General features: G+C 57.9%; 18 protein-coding genes. 10 read left to right on the top strand and 8 right to left on the bottom strand.

The window, feature by feature from the left end; genetic code table 11:
* Together ABLV76_RS14410 and lrp are read right to left on the bottom strand one after the other, a co-directional pair.
* Positions 1 to 1306: DNA translocase FtsK 4TM domain-containing protein (locus ABLV76_RS14410; RefSeq protein WP_348878365.1), on the bottom strand; the 1306-nt coding region annotated here is incomplete at its 3' end.
* A gap of 135 nt (positions 1307 to 1441) precedes the next feature.
* The gene (gene lrp, locus ABLV76_RS14405; RefSeq protein WP_000228469.1) at positions 1442 to 1936 is read right to left on the bottom strand and encodes a leucine-responsive transcriptional regulator Lrp; all 495 of its coding nucleotides are present in this window, start codon (positions 1934 to 1936) and stop codon (positions 1442 to 1444) included.
* 532 nt (positions 1937 to 2468) lie between these two features.
* Between lrp and trxB the strand changes: the two genes are divergently transcribed.
* The 5 genes from trxB to infA all read left to right on the top strand — a co-directional run bounded on the left by trxB (position 2469) and on the right by infA (position 8353).
* A complete protein-coding gene (trxB, locus tag ABLV76_RS14400; protein ID WP_004201366.1) occupies positions 2469 to 3437 on the top strand; it encodes a thioredoxin-disulfide reductase in 969 nt (322 codons plus the stop codon).
* Between the two features lie 114 nt (positions 3438 to 3551).
* Positions 3552 to 5318, top strand: a complete 1767-nt coding sequence (cydD, locus tag ABLV76_RS14395; protein WP_017899437.1) for a cysteine/glutathione ABC transporter permease/ATP-binding protein CydD — start codon at positions 3552 to 3554, stop codon at positions 5316 to 5318.
* Entirely contained in the window at positions 5319 to 7040 is a 1722-nt protein-coding gene (gene cydC, locus ABLV76_RS14390; RefSeq protein WP_094311331.1) for a cysteine/glutathione ABC transporter ATP-binding protein/permease CydC, read from the top strand.
* Positions 7041 to 7079: 39 nt separating this feature from the next.
* Positions 7080 to 7784, top strand: a complete 705-nt coding sequence (gene aat, locus ABLV76_RS14385) for a leucyl/phenylalanyl-tRNA--protein transferase (protein ID WP_348878364.1) — start codon at positions 7080 to 7082, stop codon at positions 7782 to 7784.
* 350 nt (positions 7785 to 8134) lie between these two features.
* Complete coding sequence (infA, locus tag ABLV76_RS14380; RefSeq protein WP_001040187.1) at positions 8135 to 8353, top strand: translation initiation factor IF-1; 219 nt, start codon at positions 8135 to 8137, stop codon at positions 8351 to 8353.
* Between the two features lie 123 nt (positions 8354 to 8476).
* On the opposite strand, the gene clpA is transcribed toward infA, so the two are convergent.
* Both clpA and clpS read right to left on the bottom strand, forming a co-directional pair.
* The gene (gene clpA, locus ABLV76_RS14375) at positions 8477 to 10756 is read right to left on the bottom strand and encodes an ATP-dependent Clp protease ATP-binding subunit ClpA (RefSeq protein ID WP_004201360.1); all 2280 of its coding nucleotides are present in this window, start codon (positions 10754 to 10756) and stop codon (positions 8477 to 8479) included.
* A gap of 30 nt (positions 10757 to 10786) precedes the next feature.
* Positions 10787 to 11104 (bottom strand): ATP-dependent Clp protease adapter ClpS, encoded by a 318-nt coding sequence (gene clpS / locus ABLV76_RS14370; protein WP_002896520.1) that lies wholly within the window; start codon positions 11102 to 11104, stop codon positions 10787 to 10789.
* 325 nt (positions 11105 to 11429) lie between these two features.
* On the opposite strand from clpS, the gene cspD reads away from it, so the two are divergent.
* Entirely contained in the window at positions 11430 to 11651 is a 222-nt protein-coding gene (cspD, locus tag ABLV76_RS14365) for a cold shock-like protein CspD (protein ID WP_002896516.1), read from the top strand.
* Between the two features lie 76 nt (positions 11652 to 11727).
* Here the strand turns inward: cspD and macB are convergent, their stop codons facing one another.
* The 3 genes from macB to ABLV76_RS14350 form a co-directional block, all read right to left on the bottom strand.
* Entirely contained in the window at positions 11728 to 13668 is a 1941-nt protein-coding gene (macB, locus tag ABLV76_RS14360) for a macrolide ABC transporter ATP-binding protein/permease MacB (RefSeq protein ID WP_069135075.1), read from the bottom strand.
* Positions 13665 to 14780 (bottom strand): macrolide transporter subunit MacA, encoded by a 1116-nt coding sequence (gene macA / locus ABLV76_RS14355; protein WP_004201357.1) that lies wholly within the window; start codon positions 14778 to 14780, stop codon positions 13665 to 13667. The genes macB and macA overlap by 4 nt, the downstream gene beginning before the upstream one ends.
* 146 nt (positions 14781 to 14926) lie before the next feature.
* Positions 14927 to 16585 (bottom strand): ATP-dependent endonuclease, encoded by a 1659-nt coding sequence (locus ABLV76_RS14350; protein ID WP_048323524.1) that lies wholly within the window; start codon positions 16583 to 16585, stop codon positions 14927 to 14929.
* A gap of 419 nt (positions 16586 to 17004) precedes the next feature.
* On the opposite strand from ABLV76_RS14350, the gene aqpZ reads away from it, so the two are divergent.
* From aqpZ to hcr, 4 genes are all read left to right on the top strand, one after another.
* Entirely contained in the window at positions 17005 to 17700 is a 696-nt protein-coding gene (aqpZ, locus tag ABLV76_RS14345) for an aquaporin Z (protein WP_004201355.1), read from the top strand.
* A 114-nt stretch (positions 17701 to 17814) separates the two neighbouring features.
* The gene (locus ABLV76_RS14340) at positions 17815 to 18714 is read left to right on the top strand and encodes a lysine exporter LysO family protein (RefSeq protein WP_004201354.1); all 900 of its coding nucleotides are present in this window, start codon (positions 17815 to 17817) and stop codon (positions 18712 to 18714) included.
* A gap of 143 nt (positions 18715 to 18857) precedes the next feature.
* Entirely contained in the window at positions 18858 to 20510 is a 1653-nt protein-coding gene (gene hcp / locus ABLV76_RS14335; protein WP_064150680.1) for a hydroxylamine reductase, read from the top strand.
* 10 nt (positions 20511 to 20520) lie between these two features.
* Positions 20521 to 21489: an NADH oxidoreductase gene (gene hcr / locus ABLV76_RS14330; protein WP_049093427.1), complete on the top strand. Its 969-nt coding sequence runs from the start codon at positions 20521 to 20523 to the stop codon at positions 21487 to 21489.
* Between the two features lie 206 nt (positions 21490 to 21695).
* Here the strand turns inward: hcr and ABLV76_RS14325 are convergent, their stop codons facing one another.
* Positions 21696 to 22130: a DoxX family protein gene (locus tag ABLV76_RS14325; RefSeq protein ID WP_064150404.1), complete on the bottom strand. Its 435-nt coding sequence runs from the start codon at positions 22128 to 22130 to the stop codon at positions 21696 to 21698.
* Positions 22131 to 22165 lie beyond the last annotated feature (35 nt).

Here is a 22165-nt window from a genome sequence, read left to right as displayed (position 1 = left end):
AAACCGGCTGCTGATACGGCGCAGGCTCGGGTTGATACCCCTGCGGCGCAGGCTGGCCGGCATACGGATCGTAAACCGGCTGCTGATACTGCACTGGCTCAGGCTGATACGCCTGCGGTGCCGGCTGACCGGCATGAGGAGCATAAGCAGGCTGCTGATACGGTGCCGGCTCTGGCTGGTAGGGCTGCGGCGGGTAACCAGCTTCCGGCTGATAAACCGGCGCAGCGCCCTGATGACCAGCCGGTGATTCGGCCCACGGCTGCGGCGCGGCAGTGGCCGCCGCCGCTGCGCCCACCGGCTCAGCGATACTCTGGCCGTTCAGCAACGGATCGTAAGGGTCGAAATCGCCCGGGCGCGCGGCGCTGGCGCCGGAGAACAACACATCATTCTCTGCGGGACGCGCGGCGCTGGCGCCGGAAAACAGTACATCGTCGGCGGCAACAGGCGCACCGCTGGCGCTGTACTGCACTGCCTCTTCCCCGTCATCCATCCGTTTGCCGGAGAAAAGCGCCGCGTCGGTTTTACGCCCCATGGGGTTGGTAAACTTCTCAGCGAGACGTTTACGCCGCGCCAGTGCGCTGCGCAAGATACGGGCGCGACGCGACTCCTGGGGGGTTGCCGCCTCTTCGTCGTCGTACTCTTCATCGTCGTCTTCGTATTCGCCTTCATCGACCCAGGTATCATCCCGACGGGTACGATTGCTGGCAAAGGTGAGTACGGACAGGATGCCGCCGCCCAGTTTTTCCGCAATGCTGACCCACGACCAGCCGGTAAACAGCGTCAGGCCGGCCGCCCAGATGCACAACAGCGCGATGGTGCCGCCGCTGCTGTGCAGCAGCGGTTGCAGGGTGGTGCTGAGCAGGCTGCCAATCACCCCGCCAGAGGCGAAGTACCAGATATCATCGGCGTTAATCGCCGCCAGACCGCAGGAGGTCAGGATCAGGGCTAACGCACCGATGAGGCGCAGCGAAACGGCGAAATAATCAATATATTCGTCATTTTCCTGATGCCGCCAGGCAAACCAGCATCCGCCGATGATGATCACCGGGATGGTGTAGGCCATGACGCCAAAAATGAAAAAGAGGGTATCGGCAAGCCACGCGCCGGGGGCGCCGCCTAAATTATGGATAGGCTCATGCCATGCCGTTTGCGACCAGCTTGGGTCCGAGGGGTTAAAGCTCAGTAATGCCGCCATCAGCCAGATGGCGAAGAGGGAGCAAAGGATGAGCATCGCCTCGAGGAGTCGGCGCCCGCTGCTGAGTTTGGTAAGTTTGACTTCTTTGTCTTCGGTGTATTCCTGGCTCAAGAAAGGCTCTCCAGGTATCAGGCTGTTTCCTGCCTGCTGCTAAAACGGACAACAGCGCCGGGTCTCCCCGGCACTGTTGCTGTATGGATTAACAGGAGTGTAATCAAACTACGTCGAGTTTGCACCTGTTCCGTGTTAGCGCGTCTTAATAACCAGACGATTACTTTGCTTGACTTCTTCCATTACCACATAGGTACGGGTGTCGTTAACGCCCGGCAGGCGCAGCAAGGTCTCGCCCAGTAATTTACGATACGCTGACATATCCGGTACGCGGGTTTTCAACAGATAGTCGAAATCACCGGAAACCAGATGACACTCTTGAATTTCTTCAAGTTTTTGCACTGCGGCGTTAAATTGCTCAAACACATCCGGTGCGCCACGATTCAGAGTAATCTCAACAAATACCAGAAGTGATGCATCCAGATAATGCGGGTTGAGCAGCGCCGTATAGCCCTGAATAAAACCCTGTCTTTCAAGACGACGCACACGCTCAAGGCAAGGCGTCGGAGAAAGTCCCACCCGTTTAGAAAGCTCGACGTTAGAAATTCGCCCATCTTTTTGCAATTCATTCAGGATGTTACGATCAATGCGGTCGAGATCTTTGCCAGGGCGCTTCTTGCTATCTACCATTATTATTGTCTCTCTGTATTCCTTCCCTACTCCTGTTCCGGCTCTGTGCCTTCACTGCCAGAGCCCATCCTGTTATTACCCGTACGACATTGGGTAACCCAGGGGTACGTGAGAAGCCCGTTGCCTGACGGCAGTCACCGACATCACGCATGGCGTCTGTCCACACCATGCGTAGATTTCGTTAACCCGGATAAAAATGGCATTTGCGTGCATGAAAATTCGCCGCACGCCAAATACTGCTTTTCTTCTTCCTTGAATGTTTTCGCAAAAGCACAGGGGATTGTCAAAGCAAAACATCGATTTTTAGTACAAGATGCCAGATATTCATCATCTACCCTGGTTGATTCTCATTTTTTCGTCTTATAATTGTCCCGCCAACAGTAGAAATAGTTATATTCCTTGCCGGGAAAATCGCCAATTCATCGGCCGCTTCTATTGCACACATCGTTAACAAAATCGCTGCGCTCTTTTTTTACGACAACAAATTCCCTACAATCCCAGCCCAATGTATGCCAATTATTATGGGGATCTCATGGGCACAGCCAAACACAGTAAACTGCTTATCCTTGGTTCTGGACCTGCGGGATACACCGCGGCGGTCTATGCCGCACGCGCCAACCTGCAGCCGGTGCTGATCACCGGGATGGAAAAAGGCGGTCAGCTGACCACCACGACGGAAGTGGAAAACTGGCCAGGCGATCCGAACGATTTGACCGGTCCGCTGCTGATGGAGCGCATGCACGAGCATGCCACGAAATTTGAAACCGAGATTATTTTCGACCATATCAGCCGCGTCGATCTGCAAAACCGGCCGTTCCGTCTGACCGGCGACAGCGGCGAATACACCTGTGACGCGTTGATTATCGCCACCGGCGCTTCCGCCCGTTACCTGGGCCTGCCTTCCGAAGAAGCCTTCAAGGGCCGCGGCGTTTCCGCCTGCGCCACCTGTGACGGATTCTTCTATCGCAACCAGAAAGTAGCGGTGATCGGCGGCGGCAACACCGCGGTTGAAGAGGCTCTGTATCTGTCAAACATCGCCTCTGAGGTACACCTCATCCACCGTCGCGATTCCTTCCGTGCGGAAAAAATCCTCATCAAACGCCTGATGGACAAAGTGGAAAGCGGCAACATCGTGCTGCATACCGATCGCACCCTCGAAGAGGTGACCGGCGACCAGATGGGGGTCAGCGGCCTGCGTCTGCGCGATACCAAAAACAGCGACAACGTCGAGTCCCTGGAAGTAGCCGGTCTGTTTGTCGCCATCGGCCACAGCCCGAACACCGCCATCTTTGAAGGTCAGCTGGAGCTGGAGAACGGCTACATCAAAGTGCAGTCCGGTATCCATGGCAATGCGACCCAGACCAGCATCCCGGGCGTGTTCGCCGCCGGCGATGTGATGGACCATATTTATCGTCAGGCTATCACCTCCGCCGGCACCGGCTGCATGGCGGCGCTGGACGCTGAACGTTACCTCGACGGTCTGGCTGACGCCTGCAAATAATCTTTACAAGTCAGTAACAAAGGTAAAGAAGGCGACGAAAAGTCGCCTTTATTTTTGCCGCGATGTAACATTGCCGTGCCCAATATTCCGATAACGACACCTGCAAAGCGCGCAATGAATAAAACCCGTCAACAAGAGTTAACCCGCTGGTTAAAACAGCAAAGCATTATCTCCCGTCGCTGGTTGATGATTTCCCGCCTCCTTGGCGTGGCGAGCGGTCTGCTGATCGTGGCGCAGGCCTGGTTCCTGGCGCGGATCCTGCATCGGATGGTGATGGAGAATATTCCTGCGACCGCCCTGCTGCTGCCGCTAACCCTGCTGGTGCTGACCTTTGTGCTGCGCGCCTGGGTGGTCTGGCTGCGTGAACGGGTCGGCTTTCAGGCCGGGCAGCATATTCGCTATGAAATTCGCCGCCAGGTGCTCGACCGCCTCCAGCAGGCGGGCCCGGCGTGGATCCAGGGCAAACCGGCCGGCAGTTGGGCAACGCTTATCCTCGAGCAGATCGATGATATGCACGATTATTATGCCCGCTACCTGCCGCAAATGACGCTGGCGGCCTGCGTGCCGCTGCTGATCGTTATCACTATTTTCCCGATAAACTGGGCCGCCGCGCTGATCCTCCTCGGCACTGCGCCGCTGATCCCCCTGTTCATGGCCCTGGTTGGGATGGGCGCCGCCGATGCCAACCGGCGTAATTTCCAGGCGCTGGCCCGCCTCAGCGGCCACTTCCTCGACCGCCTGCGCGGCATGGAAACCTTGCGTATTTTTCACCGCGGCCAGGCCGAAACGGATAATATTCGCGACGCCTCGCAGGATTTTCGCCAACGCACCATGGAAGTCCTGCGCCTGGCGTTCCTCTCCTCCGGGGTACTGGAATTTTTCACCTCGCTCTCCATTGCGCTGGTAGCGGTTTATTTCGGCTTCTCATACCTTGGCGAGCTTAACTTCGGCCACTATGGCGCGGGCGTCACGCTGATGGCGGGCTTCCTGACGCTGATCCTCGCCCCGGAGTTTTTCCAGCCATTACGTGACCTGGGCACCTTCTACCATGCCAAAGCCCAGGCCGTCGGCGCCGCAGACAGCCTGAAAACGTTTATGGAAACCCCGCTGACCCAGGTGGAGCGTGGCGAAAAAACCTTAAATGACAACGATCTGATTGGCGTGGAAGCGCGCGATCTGCTGATTAAATCTCCCGAAGGGAAAGTCCTCGCCGGGCCGCTGACCTTTTCACTGCCTGCAGGCGCGCGGGTGGTGCTGGTGGGGCAGAGCGGCTCAGGGAAAAGTTCACTACTGAACACCCTGCTCGGCTTTTTGCCCTATGAGGGTTCGCTGAAGGTCAATGGCGTGGAGCTGCGAGAGCTGGACGCCGATCGCTGGCGTCGCCTGTTAAGCTGGGTGGGGCAGAATCCCCAGCTTCCTGCCGCCACGCTGCGGGAAAATGTGCTGCTGGCGTGGCCGGAAGCCAGCGATGCCCAGCTTCGACTGGCGCTGGACAAGGCCTGGGTGAGCGAGTTTATCGCTCTGCTGCCGGATGGGATCCATACCGCCGTGGGCGATCAGGCGGGCCGTCTGTCGGTCGGCCAGGCGCAGCGTATCGCGGTCGCCCGCGCGCTGTTGGTGCCGTGCCGCCTGCTGCTGCTGGATGAACCCGCCGCCAGCCTCGACGCCCATAGCGAACAACGGGTCATGCAGGCATTGACCCACGCCTCCACCCAGCAAACCACGCTGCTGGTTACCCATCAGCTTGAGGGACTGGCGGACTGGGATGCCGTCTGGGTGATGCAGGACGGACAGATTATCGAACAAGGCGACTACGCCACGCTGGCCCGCGCCGGCGGGGTCTTCTCGGCGCTGCTGGCCCATCGTCAGGAGGAGATTTAAATGCGCGCGCTCTTACCCTATCTGGCACTGTACAAACGCCACAAATGGATGCTGCTGCTCGGCATCGTACTGGCTATTGTGACCCTGCTGGCCAGTATCGGCCTGCTGACGCTCTCCGGCTGGTTTCTCTCCGCCTCTGCGGTGGTGGGCGTCGCCGGGATCTACAGTTTTAACTATATGCTGCCCGCCGCGGGCGTTCGCGGCGCAGCGATTATCCGGACCGCCGGACGCTACTTCGAGCGTCTGGTCAGCCACGACGCCACCTTCCGCGTGCTACAGCACCTGCGCGTCTTCACCTTCAGCAAACTACTCCCCCTCTCTCCGGCGGGGCTGGCGCGCTTTCGCCAGGGTGAACTGCTCAACCGCGTGGTAGCCGACGTCGACACCCTGGATCATCTCTACCTGCGGGTCATTTCGCCGCTGGTCGGCGCGCTGGTGGTGATTGTGGTGGTGACCTGCGGATTAAGCCTGCTCGATGTCACCCTCGCGCTAACGCTCGGCGGTATCATGCTGGTGACCCTGCTGGTTATGCCGCCGCTGTTCTATCGCGCCGGTAAACCGGCCGGAGAGAGTATGACCCAGCTGCGCGGCCAGTATCGGCAACAGCTTACCGCCTGGCTGCAGGGCCAGGCGGAGCTGATGGTGTTTAACGCCAGCGACCGCTATCGCGCGCAAATGGAAAAGACCGAGCTCAGTTGGCAGGAGGCGCAGCGTCGCCAGGCCGAGCTGACCGCGCTTTCGCAGGCGCTGATGCTGTTGATCGGCGGTATCGCCGTGGTGGCCATGCTCTGGCTGGCCTCAGATGGCGTCGGCGGCAACAGTCAGCCCGGGGCGCTGATCGCCCTGTTCGTCTTCTGCGCCCTGGCGGCTTTCGAAGCCCTGGCGCCCGTCACCGGCGCTTTCCAGCATTTAGGTCAGGTGATCGCCTCCGCGCTGCGGATCTCGCAGATCACTGACCAGCAGCCGGAAGTCTCCTTCGTCGAGGGCGAGGCCAGCAGGCCTGCGCAGGTGGCCTTAGCTTTCAGGCAGGTCACCTTCCGCTACCCGCAGCAGCCCTCCCCCGCTCTGGAGAACATCTCCCTGCAGATTGCCGCCGGGGAACATATTGCTATTCTTGGCCGAACCGGCTGCGGAAAGTCGACGCTGTTGCAGTTACTCACCCGCGCATGGGATCCGACACAGGGTGAAATATTGCTCAACGACCAGCCGCTGTCCGGGCTCAGCGAAGCCACCCTGCGGCAGTCAATGAGCGTGGTGCCGCAGCGCGTGCACCTGTTCAGCGCCACCCTGCGCGACAACCTGCTGCTGGCGGCGCCTGAGGCTGATGACACTCTGCTCTGCGCCACCCTTGAGAAGGTAGGTCTGGAAAAACTGCTGGAAGATGGCGGACTCAACGGCTGGCTGGGCGAAGGCGGACGCCAGCTTTCCGGCGGCGAACTGCGCCGGCTGGCCATTGCCCGTGCGCTGCTCCACGATGCGCCGCTGATGCTGCTGGACGAACCGACAGAAGGTCTGGATGCGGCCACCGAAAGCCAGATCCTGCATCTGCTGGCGGAAGTCTTACGCGAGAAAACCGTGCTGATGGTCACCCACCGCCTGCGAGGCCTGGCGCGTTTTAATCAGATAATAGTCATGGACAACGGCCAGATAATTGAGCAAGGTAGTCACGCGGAGCTGCTCGCTAAACAGGGCCGGTACTTCCAGTTTAAACAGCGTCTGTAGGCTATTATCTAATTTTTGCTGATGCGTATTGAGGTTAAAATGCGTCTGGTTCAGCTCTCCCGGCATTCTATCGCCTTCCCTTCTCCGGAAGGCGCCCTGCGTGAACCTAACGGCCTGCTGGCGCTCGGCGGCGATCTGAGCCCCGCGCGCCTGCTGATGGCCTATCAGCGTGGTATTTTTCCCTGGTTTTCCCCCGGCGACCCGATCCTCTGGTGGTCGCCCGATCCCCGGGCGGTGCTCTGGCCGGAACAGTTCCATCTCAGCCGCAGCATGAAGCGCTATCATCAGCGTTCGCCCTACCGCGTCACGCTCAACCACGCCTTTGGCGAGGTGATAGAGGGCTGCGCCAGCGATCGTGACGAAGGCACCTGGATAACCAGCAGCATCGTTCGCGCCTACCACCAGCTGCATGAACTGGGGCATGCCCACTCCATTGAAGTCTGGCAGGAGAATACTCTGGTGGGGGGAATGTACGGCGTGGCACAGGGGGCGCTGTTTTGCGGCGAGTCGATGTTCAGCCGGGCGGAAAATGCCTCCAAAACCGCGCTGCTGGTATTTTGCCAGGACTTTGCGCAGAGCGGCGGTAAATTAATTGACTGTCAGGTGCTGAACAACCATACCGCATCATTAGGCGCGGTGGATATTCCCCGCCGCGATTATCTGGACTATCTGTCAGTATTACGCGGCTACCGTCTGCCCGAGCGATTTTGGGTACCGCGGGTGCTATTTCCGGGCGGACAATAAAATGTTTTCAGCACATTTTGCGTCAGGATGGTATAATTGCGCGGTAGAGTAGCTTCTGCCTGTTGCCCCGCCGCCGTTTGGGAATAATAAGAGTCAGATAACGCCCATCGTTCTGTCACTCCCCTTTACGTTTGCGCCTGTCACGCGGCATGGCCGTGTGTGTCCCGGGCAATGCGCCAAAACTACTTCGGCGATTCATACCCGTCATATTTCCATTGCCGGCGTGCTGACTGCGCGCCTTGCGGCAAGGTGAATGATTCAGGGTAGACACGTAAAACTTTACTTACATGATGAACTTCGGCATTATCTTGCCGGTTCAAAACTACGGTAGTGATACCCCAGAGGACTAGATGGCCAAAGAAGACAATATTGAAATGCAGGGCACCGTACTTGAAACGTTGCCTAACACTATGTTCCGCGTAGAACTGGAAAACGGTCACGTGGTAACCGCGCATATCTCCGGTAAAATGCGTAAAAACTACATCCGCATTCTGACGGGCGACAAAGTGACTGTTGAGCTGACCCCGTACGACCTGAGCAAAGGCCGCATTGTCTTCCGTAGTCGCTGATTGTTTTCGCCCTTAAGGCGTCAGATGCTGAAGGCCGGGATAATTCCCGGTCTTTTCATTTCTACCGCCAGCAGGCAAAAAAAAACCGGCCCCTGGCCGGTTTTTTACATTGAAGATATCGCCTTAATGGGCGGCTTCCGGTTTGTGCTTCGGCGCGCTCTGGAAGTCGTAGGTCAGCGTATTTTTCGCGCTGTCCAGAGAGACCGTCACCTGCCCGCCGTCGACCAGCGAGCCAAACAGCAGCTCGTTCGCCAGCGGTTTTTTCAGGTTGTCCTGAATGACGCGTCCCATTGGACGTGCCCCCATTGCCCGGTCGTAGCCTTTTTCCGCCAGCCAGTCGCGCGCTTCCTGGCTGACTTCCAGGGAGACGCCTTTCTGATCCAGCTGAACCTGCAGCTCGACGATAAACTTGTCGACAACCTGATGGATCACCGTGGTGGAGAGGTGATCGAACCAGATGATGTTGTCGAGACGGTTACGGAACTCCGGCGTAAAGATCTTCTTGATCTCATCCATTGCGTCCGGACTGTTGTCCTGCTGGATAAGGCCAATCGATTTACGCTCGGTTTCCCGCACCCCGGCGTTGGTAGTCATCACCAGCACCACGTTGCGGAAGTCCGCTTTACGTCCGTTGTTATCGGTCAGCGTGCCGTTGTCCATCACCTGCAGCAGCAGGTTGAACACGTCCGGATGCGCTTTTTCGATCTCATCGAGCAGCAGCACCGCATGCGGATGTTTAATCACCGCATCGGTCAGCAGCCCGCCCTGGTCGAAGCCGACGTAGCCCGGAGGCGCCCCGATTAAACGACTGACGGTATGACGTTCCATATATTCGGACATATCAAAACGCAGCAGCTCAATACCCAGCGCCTTCGCCAGCTGCACGGTCACTTCGGTTTTCCCCACCCCGGTCGGCCCGGCGAACAGGAATGAACCCACCGGCTTGTGCTCATGGCCCAGCCCGGCGCGCGCCATCTTGATGGCTTCCGTCAGCGCCTCGATGGCCTTATCCTGACCAAAGACCAACATTTTCAGTCGATCGCCAAGGTTTTTCAGCGTATCGCGATCGCTGCGGGAGACGCTCTTCTCAGGGATCCGCGCAATGCGCGCCACCACGGACTCGATATCCGCCACATTGACCGTTTTCTTACGCTTGCTGACCGGCATTAAGCGCGCCCGCGCCCCCGCCTCGTCAATCACGTCAATCGCCTTATCCGGCAGATGGCGATCGTTAATGTATTTCACCGCCAGCTCAACCGCCGCACGCACCGCCTTGGCGGTATAACGCACATCGTGGTGCGCTTCGTACTTCGGCTTCAGGCCGTTGATAATCTGGACGGTCTCTTCCACCGACGGTTCGGTAATATCGATTTTCTGGAAACGGCGGGCCAGCGCACGATCTTTTTCAAAGATGTTGCTGAACTCCTGGTAAGTGGTGGAGCCAATCACCCGGATCTTGCCGCTGGAAAGCAGCGGTTTGATCAGGTTAGCCGCATCGACCTGGCCGCCAGACGCCGCTCCCGCACCGATGATGGTGTGGATCTCATCAATGAACAGGATGCTGTTGGTATCCTGCTCCAGCTGTTTCAGCAACGCTTTAAAGCGTTTTTCAAAATCGCCACGGTATTTCGTCCCGGCCAGCAGAGAACCAATATCAAGCGAGTAAATGGTGCAGTCAGCCATGACTTCCGGCACATCGCCCTGCACAATACGCCAGGCAAGGCCTTCGGCGATGGCGGTTTTACCGACGCCGGATTCCCCCACCAGCAGCGGGTTATTTTTACGCCGACGGCACAGGACCTGAATGGCGCGCTCCAGCTCTTTTTCACGGCCGATCAGGGGATCGATGCCGCCAACGCGAGCAAGCTGATTGAGGTTGGTGGTGAAGTTTTCCATACGTTCCTCCCCGCCGGCTTGCTCTTCATTGCCAGGCTGGCTTCCGCTGTTATCGGAAGACTGGCTCGGCTCATCTTTGCGTGTACCATGAGAAATGAAGTTCACCACATCGAGTCGGCTCACTTCATGTTTACGCAGCAGGTAGGCGGCCTGCGACTCCTGCTCGCTGAAAATGGCCACCAGCACGTTGGCGCCGGTCACTTCGCTGCGGCCAGAAGATTGCACGTGGAAAACGGCGCGCTGCAGCACACGCTGGAAGCTCAGCGTCGGCTGGGTGTCGCGCTCTTCTTCCGTGGCTGGCAGGACGGGTGTGGTTTGTTCGATGAAGGCTTCAAGTTCCTGACGCAATGCCACCAGGTCCACTGAACACGCTTCCAGGGCCTCACGGGCCGAGGGGTTGCTTAGCAGAGCCAGCAGCAAGTGCTCGACGGTCATAAACTCATGACGGTGCTCGCGCGCTCTGGCGAAAGCCATATTTAAACTGAGTTCCAGTTCTTGATTGAGCATAGGCACCTCCCCCAATTTTCATGCCTGAATTCAGGCTTTTTCCAGCGTACACAGCAATGGATGCTCGTTCTCCCTCGCGTACTGATTCACCATAGCGACTTTGGTCTCCGCCACTTCCGCGGTAAACACGCCACAAATCGCCTTACCTTCATAGTGAACCGTGAGCATCAGTTGCGTTGCACGTTCAACATCATAAGAAAAGAATTTTTGTAACACGTCAATAACAAACTCCATTGGAGTGTAGTCATCATTGACCAATATCACTTTATACATAGATGGCGGTTTAATCGCATCACGAACTTCGTCGTCAACCAGGTGCTCGAAGTCCAGCCAATCTCTCTTACTCATCGTCAGTGTTCATCATCGGTTGCTGTTGCCAACAGGCGGAGGCCTGTCGATGACCAGAGGTTATGCTCATCACAAATCTACAACAGATCATAGATAACTATCATCTATCGCTTCTATCCGCGACGGCTGTCACATTCCCCGGCAATAGCGTTAACTGCTTCAAATTTTGACGCATTTTTCGCCGTTCCCCCTCCTCAATCGCTTGACGCGTTTTCGTATTTCTCTAAATTGTAGTGGCGAGAGTTGGCGAGCAATTGAACAACTCGTCACTCCACCACCGGTTCATTCCATCTTACTAATAAAGATTTACGAAGGATGTCGAAGTATGGAAATGGGTACTGTTAAGTGGTTCAACAATGCCAAAGGGTTCGGTTTTATCTGCCCTGAGGGCGGCGGCGAAGACATTTTCGCCCATTACTCCACCATCCAGATGGATGGTTACAGAACGCTAAAAGCCGGACAAGCCGTTCGGTTTGATGTTCACCAGGGGCCAAAAGGCAACCACGCCAGCGTGATCGTCCCTGTGGAAGCGGAAACGGCTGCATAACTCTTTTGCTTCATTGTGTACATCCTGCTAATAAAATGCCAGTCCTTCTGACTGGCATTTTTATTTCTCATCCCGACTACTCCCGCGCCAGGGCATCCACCGGATCGAGCCGCGCCGCATTGCGCGCCGGCAGCCAGCCAAACAGCACCCCGGTTAACGTCGAACAGAGAAACGCCGTCACCAGCGCCAGCGGCGAAAAACCGATCTCCCAGCCCGGGAGAAACAGCTGAAGAATAAACGCGATCATCAGCGACAACGTTACCCCCAGCGCGCCGCCGACCAGGCAAACCAGCACCGCCTCGATGAGAAACTGCTGCAGCACATCGCTGGCCCGCGCGCCAACCGCCATGCGGATGCCGATCTCCCGCGTCCGTTCGGTCACCGACACCAGCATAATATTCATCACCCCAATCCCGCCGACCACCAGGGCGATCACCGCCACCAGTGTCAGGAACAGCTGTAAGGTATGTGTGGTCCTTTCGGCGGTTTTCAAGATGCTGTCCATATTCCAGGTGAAGACATCTTTTTTACCATGCCGCAGCTCCAGCAAACGCAGCAGCTGTTTTTCAGCAGTGTCACTGTCATAGCCTTCATGAACCCGGACGGTGATCGAGTTCAGCCACGACTGGCCCATCACTCTTCCCGCCATGGTGGTGTAAGGCAACCAGACGCGGAGAATTTTACTGCTGCCGAACATCGACTGCTTTTCATCCGCAACGCCAATCACCGTGGCCGGCATATTACCCACCAGGATCACCTCGCCCACCACTTTCGCTTTATTAGGAAACAGCTGGCGACGGGTATTGCTGTCGAGCACCACCACCTGAGCCCGGCTGTTGAGCTGCAGTTCATTGAAGGTATTGCCCTCGCTGAAGGTCATGCCGTAAACATTAAAGTACTGCGGCCCGACCCCTTCCGCGCTGGCGGCAACGTCAATATTGTTGGCGCGCAGGCGCAGGCTTTTTGACACCGCCGGCGTGGCGGAACGCACCCACGGCTGTTTCTGGATCGCCAGCAAGTCGTCATACTTCAGCGCCTGTTGATAGCGCGGGTCGTCATCGCCAAAATCCTTGCCAGGGTAGACGTCAATGGTATTGGTGCCTATCGCGCGAATATCCGCCAGCACCATTTGTTTGGCGGCATCGCCCACCACCACGATCGACACCACCGAGGCAATCCCGATAATAATGCCGAGCATGGTCAGCAGGGTGCGCATTTTATTCGCCGCCATCGCCCGCCAGGCCATGACCAGCGCCTCGCGAAAGCCGCTGGTAAACTGACGCCACGCCGAGGGCTCCCCATGCTGACGGGCGCGCAGCCCGCCGCCCTGGCGGCAGGCGGGCGGGTTGCGGACGATCTCGCCATCGCGGATCTCAACGATCCGCTCCGCCTGAGCGGCAACCTGCGGATCGTGGGTAACAATGATAACCGTATGGCCCTGCGCTTTCAGTTGATGCAGGATCGCCATCACCTCTTCGCCGGAATGGCTGTCCAGCGCGCCGGTCGGCTCATCGGCGAGGATCACTTCCCCACCATTCATCAGGGCGCGGGCGATACTGACCCGCTGCTGTTGGCCGCCGGACAGCTGCGACGGCTGATAGTCGGCGCGATCGCCAAGCCCCAGGCGCGCCAGGAGCTCATGCGCGCGCGCCAGGCGCGCCCGCCGTTCACTGCCGGCATACACCGCCGGCACTTCGACGTTCTGCGCGGCGGTCAGATGCGACAGCAGGTGATAGCGTTGAAAGATAAAACCAAAGTGCTCCCGCCGCAGACGGGCCAGCGCATCGCCATCCAGCTGTGCAATATCGGTTCCCGCCACCCGATAGGTGCCGCTGGTGGGTTTGTCGAGGCAGCCAAGGATGTTCATCAGCGTTGATTTACCCGAGCCGGAGGCGCCCACGATCGCCACCATCTCCCCGGCATGGATACTGAGGGTGATCCCCTTGAGGACCTCAACGCTGCCGTCGCCGGAAGGATAGCTGCGACGAATATCACGCAGCTCGAGCAGGGCCGTCATTTTGCCGCCCCGCTCGCGCTCTCGCCGACGATTACCTCATCCCCTTCTTCAAGACCCTGTACCACCGCGACGTCGGTATCATTGCGCGCGCCAATGACAATCTCACGCTCTTTGACCTCACCGGTACGCAACAGCCGGACGTGGTAGCGGTTATCACCGACCGCATCACCCAGGGCGCTCAGCGGGATGGTGATCACGTTCTTCACCTCGGCCAGTTGGATATGCACCTGCGCGGTCATGTCGAGGCGCAGAATTCCCTGCGGGTTCGGGACCTCGAAGCGGGCATAATAGAAGATGGCGTCGTTGACTTTTTCCGGCGTCGGCAGAATGTCCTTCAGCTTGCCTTCATAGCGAGTTAGCGGGTCGCCCAGCACGGTAAACCACGCCTTTTGTCCCGGTCTGAGGTGGATGACATCCGCTTCGGAGACCTGCGCTTTCACCAGCATGGTGCTGAGGTCCGCCAGGGTCAGAATGTTCGGCGCCTGCTGGGCAGCGATCACCGTCTGTCCCTGCAGGGTAGTAATTTGCGTCACTTCACCAGCCATCGGCGCCAGGATCCGCGTGTAGTCGAGGTTGGTCTTCGCCGTGTCGAGCGTTGCCTGGTTGCGCTTAATTTGCGCTTCAATGGTGCCGATTTGCGCCTGTTTCACCGCCAGGTCGGTGGCCGCGGTATCGAGGTCTTGTCGCGAGACCAGCTGGCGCTGCGCCAGCTGCTGCTGACGGGCCAGGGTCACCTGCGCCAGCTTACTCTCCGCGCGCGCCTGATTGAGCTGGGCGCGCAGCTCCATCAACGTCGCCTCCACCTCTTTGATCTGGTTTTGCGCCTGCTCAGGATCGATAACCCCCAGCAGTTGGTCCTTTTTGACCTTATCGCCGATATTCACGTGCAGCGTCTTCAGCTGTCCGCTGACCTGGGCGCCGACGTCAACTTTTCGCAGGGCATCCAGCTTGCCGGTGGCCAGCACGCTCTGCTGGAGATCGCCTTTGCGCACCACCAGCGTCTGGTAGTGCGGTAGCGGCGCATTGAGGATCCGCCATCCCCAGACAGCCAGACCCAGCACAACGATCGCCAACAGCCACCAGACGGTCCTGCGTTTTCCCTTCACTTTCATATTCCGATTCCTGCTGTTTCCCTGCCGCTCCAGGCGGTGATTCTATCGAAACCCGTCGGCAACAGGACACCCATTTTTCGCGCCAATGATGTTTTGTTTAGCTGCCGGAGAGCTTTGCGCCGCCGAAATTCCCGACGGCGAAGAGATTAATCAGCGCGACCGCGGGCCAGCCACAGTACCCGCGAGAACATTTTTTTCAGCAGCGTCGGCACAGCGTCCACCCCACGGCGGCCGGCTTCCATTGCCACCTCAATCGCCAGGTCCGGCTTGGATGAGCGATGGATGGCCTTGGTGATCACCCGCCGCATATTCATGGGCACATTATCCGGGATCTGCGCCACCCGGTGGTAAACGTCATCAAATCCCTGACGATACATAAAGTGTTCCATATCCAGCGCCGGCAGAGCGGTCAGATGGTCGCGCTCCAGCTCGCGATCGTTATTCAGCAGACCGCGTACGGTCGCGGCATATTTTTTTCCTGCCTCATCGCCATCCACCAGCACGTGCCACTGGATCCCCATCCGGCGGGCGAATTTGATCAATGGCTTCAGGCCCGACTGGGCGAATTCAATCACTTTCACCCCTTCAGCATCAAAATGATGGCCGCACTGGCGGGCCAGCTCGTTGATAACCCAGGTTTCCGTCTCCCCCTCCACCAGCAGCCAACAGCGGGCGAAGAGCGATGAGGCGCGATTGAAGCGGATGTGAAAGGCAATGCGTCGACTCTCTTCGGCATTCATTCCGCCCGGCCCCAGCCGCCATGCCGACACCCGCGCCGATTCACGCACCAGCCGACAAACCTGCTCCACCGGCGTCAGGGACAGCAGCTCTCCGGAGTTGGTGGTGGTCACACGCTGCAACGGCAGCAAATTCAGCAGATGCCAGGCGACGGAGAGCATGATCGGGTGCAGGCGGGTCTCGGGATCCTCAATCAACAGCAGCGGCCGCGCGTCGCGATCGAGGCGCACCGTCCCTTTCGCCTGCAGCAGGGTAGCAAACAGCCCCAGCAGGATCACCCGATGGCTGCGCCCGCCGGGCTTGTCGATCATGCGGTTGATAATATCCAGGTAACGCCAGCTACGCTGCTCATCATGGGAACGTCGACGCATCAGGCGATGTCGCGTCTGTGCGCTGCTTTGCTCGGCAAAGTAATGCTCCAGCAGCTGCACCATGGCCGACAACCCCTGACGGATCTGACCGTCGGATAAATTTTGCGGGTGGCTGACCAGTTCGCGGGACAGAAAATCCAGCTGGCGGGCGGTGATCTCAATCTGCGGCGAGTGCGGTACCGTTCCGTTATGAATGCGCCGCATAAAGCGCGCGTCGCGCAGGCGCAGCACCGGCATCAAACGCACCAGGTGTCTGGCCAGCTCATCGATATCCTCCAGCACCAGCGCTTCGCCTTCGCCATCGATAAAACTGCGCAGGGTCATCACGCTATCGTCATCGGCGAGTTCGCCTTCCAGGCGGTAGAAGACCCGGTGATACCCGTCATCACAGGGCACCCAACAGCGCTGAAGCGGACGGAAACGCCGCACCCGATGGCGCCCCGGCTCGGTTTCACGAAAGGTCAGAATAATATGCAAATGGTGCTCGCGCCCCTGGATGTCGCCTGCGGGAAACCAGAAGTCATCGCGGACAAAGTGATAAAGATCGAACTCTGGCGACAAAAGCAGGGTCAGCGCATCAAGCAGACTGGACTTCCCCCACGCGTTCTCCCCGATCAGGACGTTATTTTGCTCCAGCATCAACGACAGACGATTGATACCGCGAAAACCGACGATTTCTACGCGCTCAAGAAGCATATCCCCTCCGCTACACCACCACTCTCCTTCAGTAATCAACAGTATAGCGAGGGCGGCGGCAAGATGACACTCCGCTTAATCACCTCTGCGCATCCTATTCGGGAGATTAAATATATTCATAAAATTACGCACTTATCGTCTATTAACGGCTATTGATTATTCATCAAACAAAATAGTTTTATTTCAGACGTTATGTTCTACACTATTGATAATCTTGGATGGATATAGGAAGAGTTAAACTGGCAAACGCAATCCCTTCACCTTGCCCTAAATCAAATAATATCAATATATTTAACTGGCTCTGGGATGGCGATTATCTCTAGAATAACGCCGCTTTATTTTTATCGTCGTCCCTTATCACGATAAATAAAGACCGGCACGGTCCGCTCGTGCGCGTATACATTTAAATTGAGGTGGTTATGTTCAGAAAATTAGCAGCCGAATGCTTCGGCACCTTCTGGCTTGTATTTGGCGGCTGCGGTAGCGCCGTACTTGCCGCAGCATTTCCCGAGTTGGGTATCGGTTTTGCCGGCGTGGCGCTGGCATTTGGTTTAACCGTATTAACCATGGCGTATGCGGTTGGCCATATTTCCGGCGGTCATTTCAACCCGGCGGTAACCTTAGGCCTGTGGGCCGGTGGTCGTTTCCCGGCGAAAGAGGTCATTGGCTATATTATCGCCCAGGTGGTCGGCGGAATTATTGCCGCCGCGGTGCTGTACGTGGTGGCCAGCGGTAAAGCCGGATTTGATGCCGCCGCCAGCGGCTTTGCCTCAAACGGCTATGGCGAACACTCCCCGGGCGGCTTCTCTATGCTGTCGGCTATCGTTATTGAAATCGTACTGACCTGCGGCTTCCTGCTGGTTATCCATGGCGCTACCGATAAACACGCGCCTGCGGGCTTCGCGCCGATCGCTATCGGCCTGGCGCTGACTCTCATCCATTTAATCAGCATTCCGGTCACCAACACTTCCGTCAACCCGGCGCGCAGCACCGCGGTGGCGATTTTCCAGGGCGGTTGGGCGCTGCAGCAGCTGTGGCTGTTCTGGGTCATGCCGATCGTCGGCGGGATCCTTGGCGGCGTGCTGTACCGCACTCTGCTGGAAAAACGCGATTAATCCTTTCTAAGCCCGGGTCTCCGGGCTTTTTCTTTCTGGCGACAGCTTTACTCGGCCCGGCTATTTGGGTAGTGTCATGAGCGCTATTCTCATCATGCAAGGGCTGCATCGTTCATGTTCTCGGGACTGTTCATCATTCTGTTGCCGCTGGTCGTCGGCTATTTACTGCCTCTTCGTCACTCCTCTGCGCTAAAACTGATTCACCGGATGCTGAGCTGGATTGTCTATGTGATCCTCTTTTTTATGGGTATCAGCCTGGCGTTTCTCGACAATCTGGCCAGCAATCTGCTGGCGATATTGCATTACGCCGCGGTGAGCGTGGTCATCATTTTACTGTGTAATATTACCGCTCTGCTGTGGCTGGAAAGAAAAATGCCCTGGCGCAGTCTGCATCGTCAGGAGAAATTACCCTCGCGCCTGGCCATGGCCCTGGAATCACTCCAGCTGTGCGGGGTGGTGGTCCTCGGTTTTTTGCTTGGCCTGACCGGCCTGCCTTTTTTACAACACGCCACCGAAGCCAGCGAATATACGCTGATCTTTCTCCTGTTCCTCGTCGGTATTCAATTACGCAATAATGGAATGAGTCTGCGACAAATAGTCCTTAACCGCCGGGGAATGATCGTCGCCGTGGTGGTCACGATCAGTTCATTACTCGGCGGCATCCTCAACGCCTTTATTCTGGATTTGCCGCTAAAGACCGGTCTGGCGATGGCCAGCGGCTTCGGCTGGTATTCACTCTCCGGTATTTTACTGACCGAATCCTTTGGCCCGGTAATCGGCAGCGCGGCGTTCTTCAACGACCTGTGCCGCGAGCTGCTGGCCATCATGTTAATTCCGGGCCTGATTCGCCGTAGCCGCTCCACGGCGCTGGGTCTGTGCGGCGCCACTTCCATGGACTTCACCCTACCGGTGCTGCAGCGTTCCGGCGGCGTGGAGATCGTCCCTGCCGCTATCGTGCACGGTTTTCTGCTGAGCCTGCTGGTCCCGATCCTGATCGCCTTTTTTGCCGCCTGAGTAGGCGCTGGCGGCAGACTTCCTGCCGCCAATTTTGCGCTAAATCAATCTCCCTTTAAGTTGTATCAGAAATACCTTTTCTCCTCACGCGCTCGGGCATAACCTTAAACATGTATATCAAATATAACTTTAAAGGTGTGACCATGTTTTGTGTGCAATGTGAACAAACCATTCGTACCCCGGCCGGCAACGGCTGCTCTTACGCGCAGGGGATGTGCGGTAAAACAGCGGAAACCTCCGATCTACAGGATCTGCTGATTGCGTCACTGCAAGGCCTCTCCGCCTGGGCGCTTAAGGCCCGCGAATATGGCATTATCGATCATGAGGTCGACAGCTTCGCCCCCCGCGCCTTCTTCTCTACGCTAACTAACGTCAATTTCGATTCTCCGCGCATCGTCGGCTATGCCCGTCAGGCGATTGCCATGCGTGAGGCGCTGAAAGCGCAGTGCCTGGACCTTGATGCCAGCGCCAAAGTTGACAGCCCGGTGGCCGACCTGCAGCTGGTCGGCGACGATCTGGGTGGCCTGCAGCGTCAGGCGGCAGACTATGCCCCGAATAAAGATAAAGCCGCTATCGGCGAGAATATCCTCGGCCTGCGCCTGCTGTGCCTGTATGGTCTGAAAGGCGCTGCGGCTTATATGGAACACGCCCACGTGCTCGGCCAGTACGACAACGCCATTTACGCCCAGTACCACAAGATCATGGCGTGGCTGGGCACCTGGCCTGCGGATATGAATGCGCTGCTCGAATGTTCGATGGAAATCGGCCAGATGAACTTCAAAGTGATGAGCATCCTTGACGCCGGCGAAACCACGAAATATGGCCACCCAACGCCGACTCAGGTCAACGTAAAAGCCACCGCAGGTAAATGTATCCTGATCTCTGGCCACGACCTGAAAGATCTCTACAACCTGCTGGAGCAGACGGAAGGCACCGGCGTCAACGTCTATACCCACGGCGAAATGCTGCCGGCGCACGGCTATCCGGAGCTGCGTAAATTCAAACATCTGATCGGCAACTACGGCAGCGGCTGGCAGAACCAGCAGGTGGAATTCGCCCGCTTCCCGGGCCCCATCGTGATGACCTCTAACTGCATCATCGATCCCACCGTCGGCGCTTACGACGATCGCATCTGGACTCGCAGCATCGTCGGCTGGCCGGGCGTGAACCACCTGGAAGGCGAAGACTTCTCCCCGGTCATTGCCCAGGCGCAGCAGATGGCGGGCTTCCCGTACAGCGAAATCCCGCATCTGATCACCGTCGGCTTTGGCCGTCAGACCCTGCTCGGCGCGGCGGATACGCTGATCGATCTGGTCAGCCGTGAAAAACTGCGCCATATCTTCCTCGTCGGCGGCTGCGACGGCGCGCGCGGGGAACGTAACTATTTCACCGATTTTGCCACCAGCGTGCCGGACGACTGTCTGATCCTGACGCTGGCCTGCGGTAAATACCGCTTTAACAAGCTGGATTTCGGCGATATCGAAGGCCTGCCGCGTCTGGTCGACGCTGGTCAGTGTAATGATGCCTATTCGGCGATTATTCTGGCGGTCACGCTGGCGGAAAAACTGGGCTGCGGCGTCAACGATCTGCCGCTGTCGCTGGTGCTCTCCTGGTTCGAACAGAAAGCGATTGTCATCCTGCTGACGCTGCTGTCTCTCGGCGTGAAAAATATCGTCACCGGCCCGACGGCGCCAGGCTTCTTCACTCCGGATCTGCTGGCTGTCCTCAATGAGAAGTTTGGTCTGCGTTCCGTGACCACCGTGGAACAAGATATGCAGCAGCTGCTGAGCGCGTAAGGAGTCCCTGATGACCATGCCAACTTCGCAATGCCCGTGGCGGATGCAGGTTCACCACATTCACCAGGAAACCCCGGACGTGTGGACCCTTTCGCTGCTGTGCCACGATTACTATCCGTATCGCGCCGGGCAGTACGCCCTGGTCAGCGTGCGTGATTCCGCGGAAACGCTGCGCGCCTACACCCTCTCCTCCACGCCGGGGGTCAGCGAGTATATTACGCTGACCGTTCGCCGCATTAACGAGGGTGCGGGTTCACAATGGTTAACCCACGAGGTCAAACGCGGCGATTATCTTTGGCTGTCCGATGCGATGGGCGAGTTTATCTGCGACGATAAAGCAGAAGATAAATTCCTGCTGCTGGCCGCCGGCTGCGGGGTGACGCCGATAATGTCGATGCGCCGCTGGCTGGCGAAGTACCGCCCGCTGGCAGACGTGCAAGTGATCTATAGCGTTCGTTCGCCGGAGGATGTGATCTTTGCCGAGGAGTGGCGCAACTATCCGGTTACCCTGGTGGCGGAGCACAACGCAACGCACGGTTTTGTCGCCGGCCGTCTGACCCTGGAGCTACTGCAGAGCGTGCCGGATATCGCCAGCCGCACCGTGATGACCTGCGGGCCAGCGCCGTATATGGAGAAGGTTGAGCAGGAGGTGGCCGCCCTGGGTGTCACCCGCTTCTTTAAGGAGAAGTTCTTCACCCCGGTGGCAGAGGCCGCCACCAGCGGGCTGAAATTCACCAAACTGCAGCCGGCGAGAGAGTTTTACGCGCCGGTGGGCACCACCCTGCTCGAGGCGCTGGAGAGCAATCAGGTGCCGGTGACCGTCGCCTGCCGCGCCGGCGTCTGCGGCTGCTGCAAAACCAGAGTCGTTTCCGGGGAGTATAGCGTCACCAGCACCATGACGCTGACCGAAGATGAAATCGCCGACGGCTATGTGCTGGCCTGCTCCTGTCGCCCGCAGAGCGATCTGGTTCTCGCCTGAGGTCAAAATCCCCGGTGGCGCTACCGCTTACCGGGGCTACAGCGCTGTGCGATTTGGTAGCCCGGAGAAGGCGCAATGCGCCGCCTCCGGGAAAACCCCTGGCGACAATAAACTCTCAGGCGACATGAGATAAACGCTTTCCCGGACTGAAAAGCGGCAAACCGACAACAGTATCGACTTTACGCCCCAGGACGAATGAGGCATTTTTACCGCCAGACCGACTGACCGGCCAGCGAGTAACGCCCGGCGCCCAAAAGCGCAATCGCCAGCGCGCCAACAAAGAAATAGACCAGATTCTCGATCGCCCACGCCCCCACCGCATCAAGCGCAAATGTCTTGCCGAGACCGACCATCAGCCACGCTACCACCATGGTGAAAGCCAACACCAGCGCCGCAGGGCGCGTCAGGATGCCGACAATCAACAAACAGGGGGCGACCACTTCCCCCGCCAGCACACCGTAGGCGATAAACCCCGGCAACCCCTTCGCCGCCAGCATCCCGCTAATGCCATCCACGCCATCCAGCAGCTTGTGCAAACCGTGAAACAGCATTAACCCGCCGACGGCGAGTCGTAACAAGAGTTTACCGGCGTCTTCATGCGACAGCGTTCTGTTTACTGCGTTTAACAATCCCTTAACCATTTGATGTGCTTCCTGTTTTACACCCTGTGAGATCC

This window comes from Klebsiella sp. GB_Kp047, assembly GCF_040065235.1.
GTDB classification, from domain to species: Bacteria; Pseudomonadota; Gammaproteobacteria; order Enterobacterales; family Enterobacteriaceae; genus Klebsiella; species Klebsiella quasipneumoniae.
Note: the sequence above shows the minus strand (reverse complement) of the source record. Positions and strands in the feature narration are given on the sequence as shown.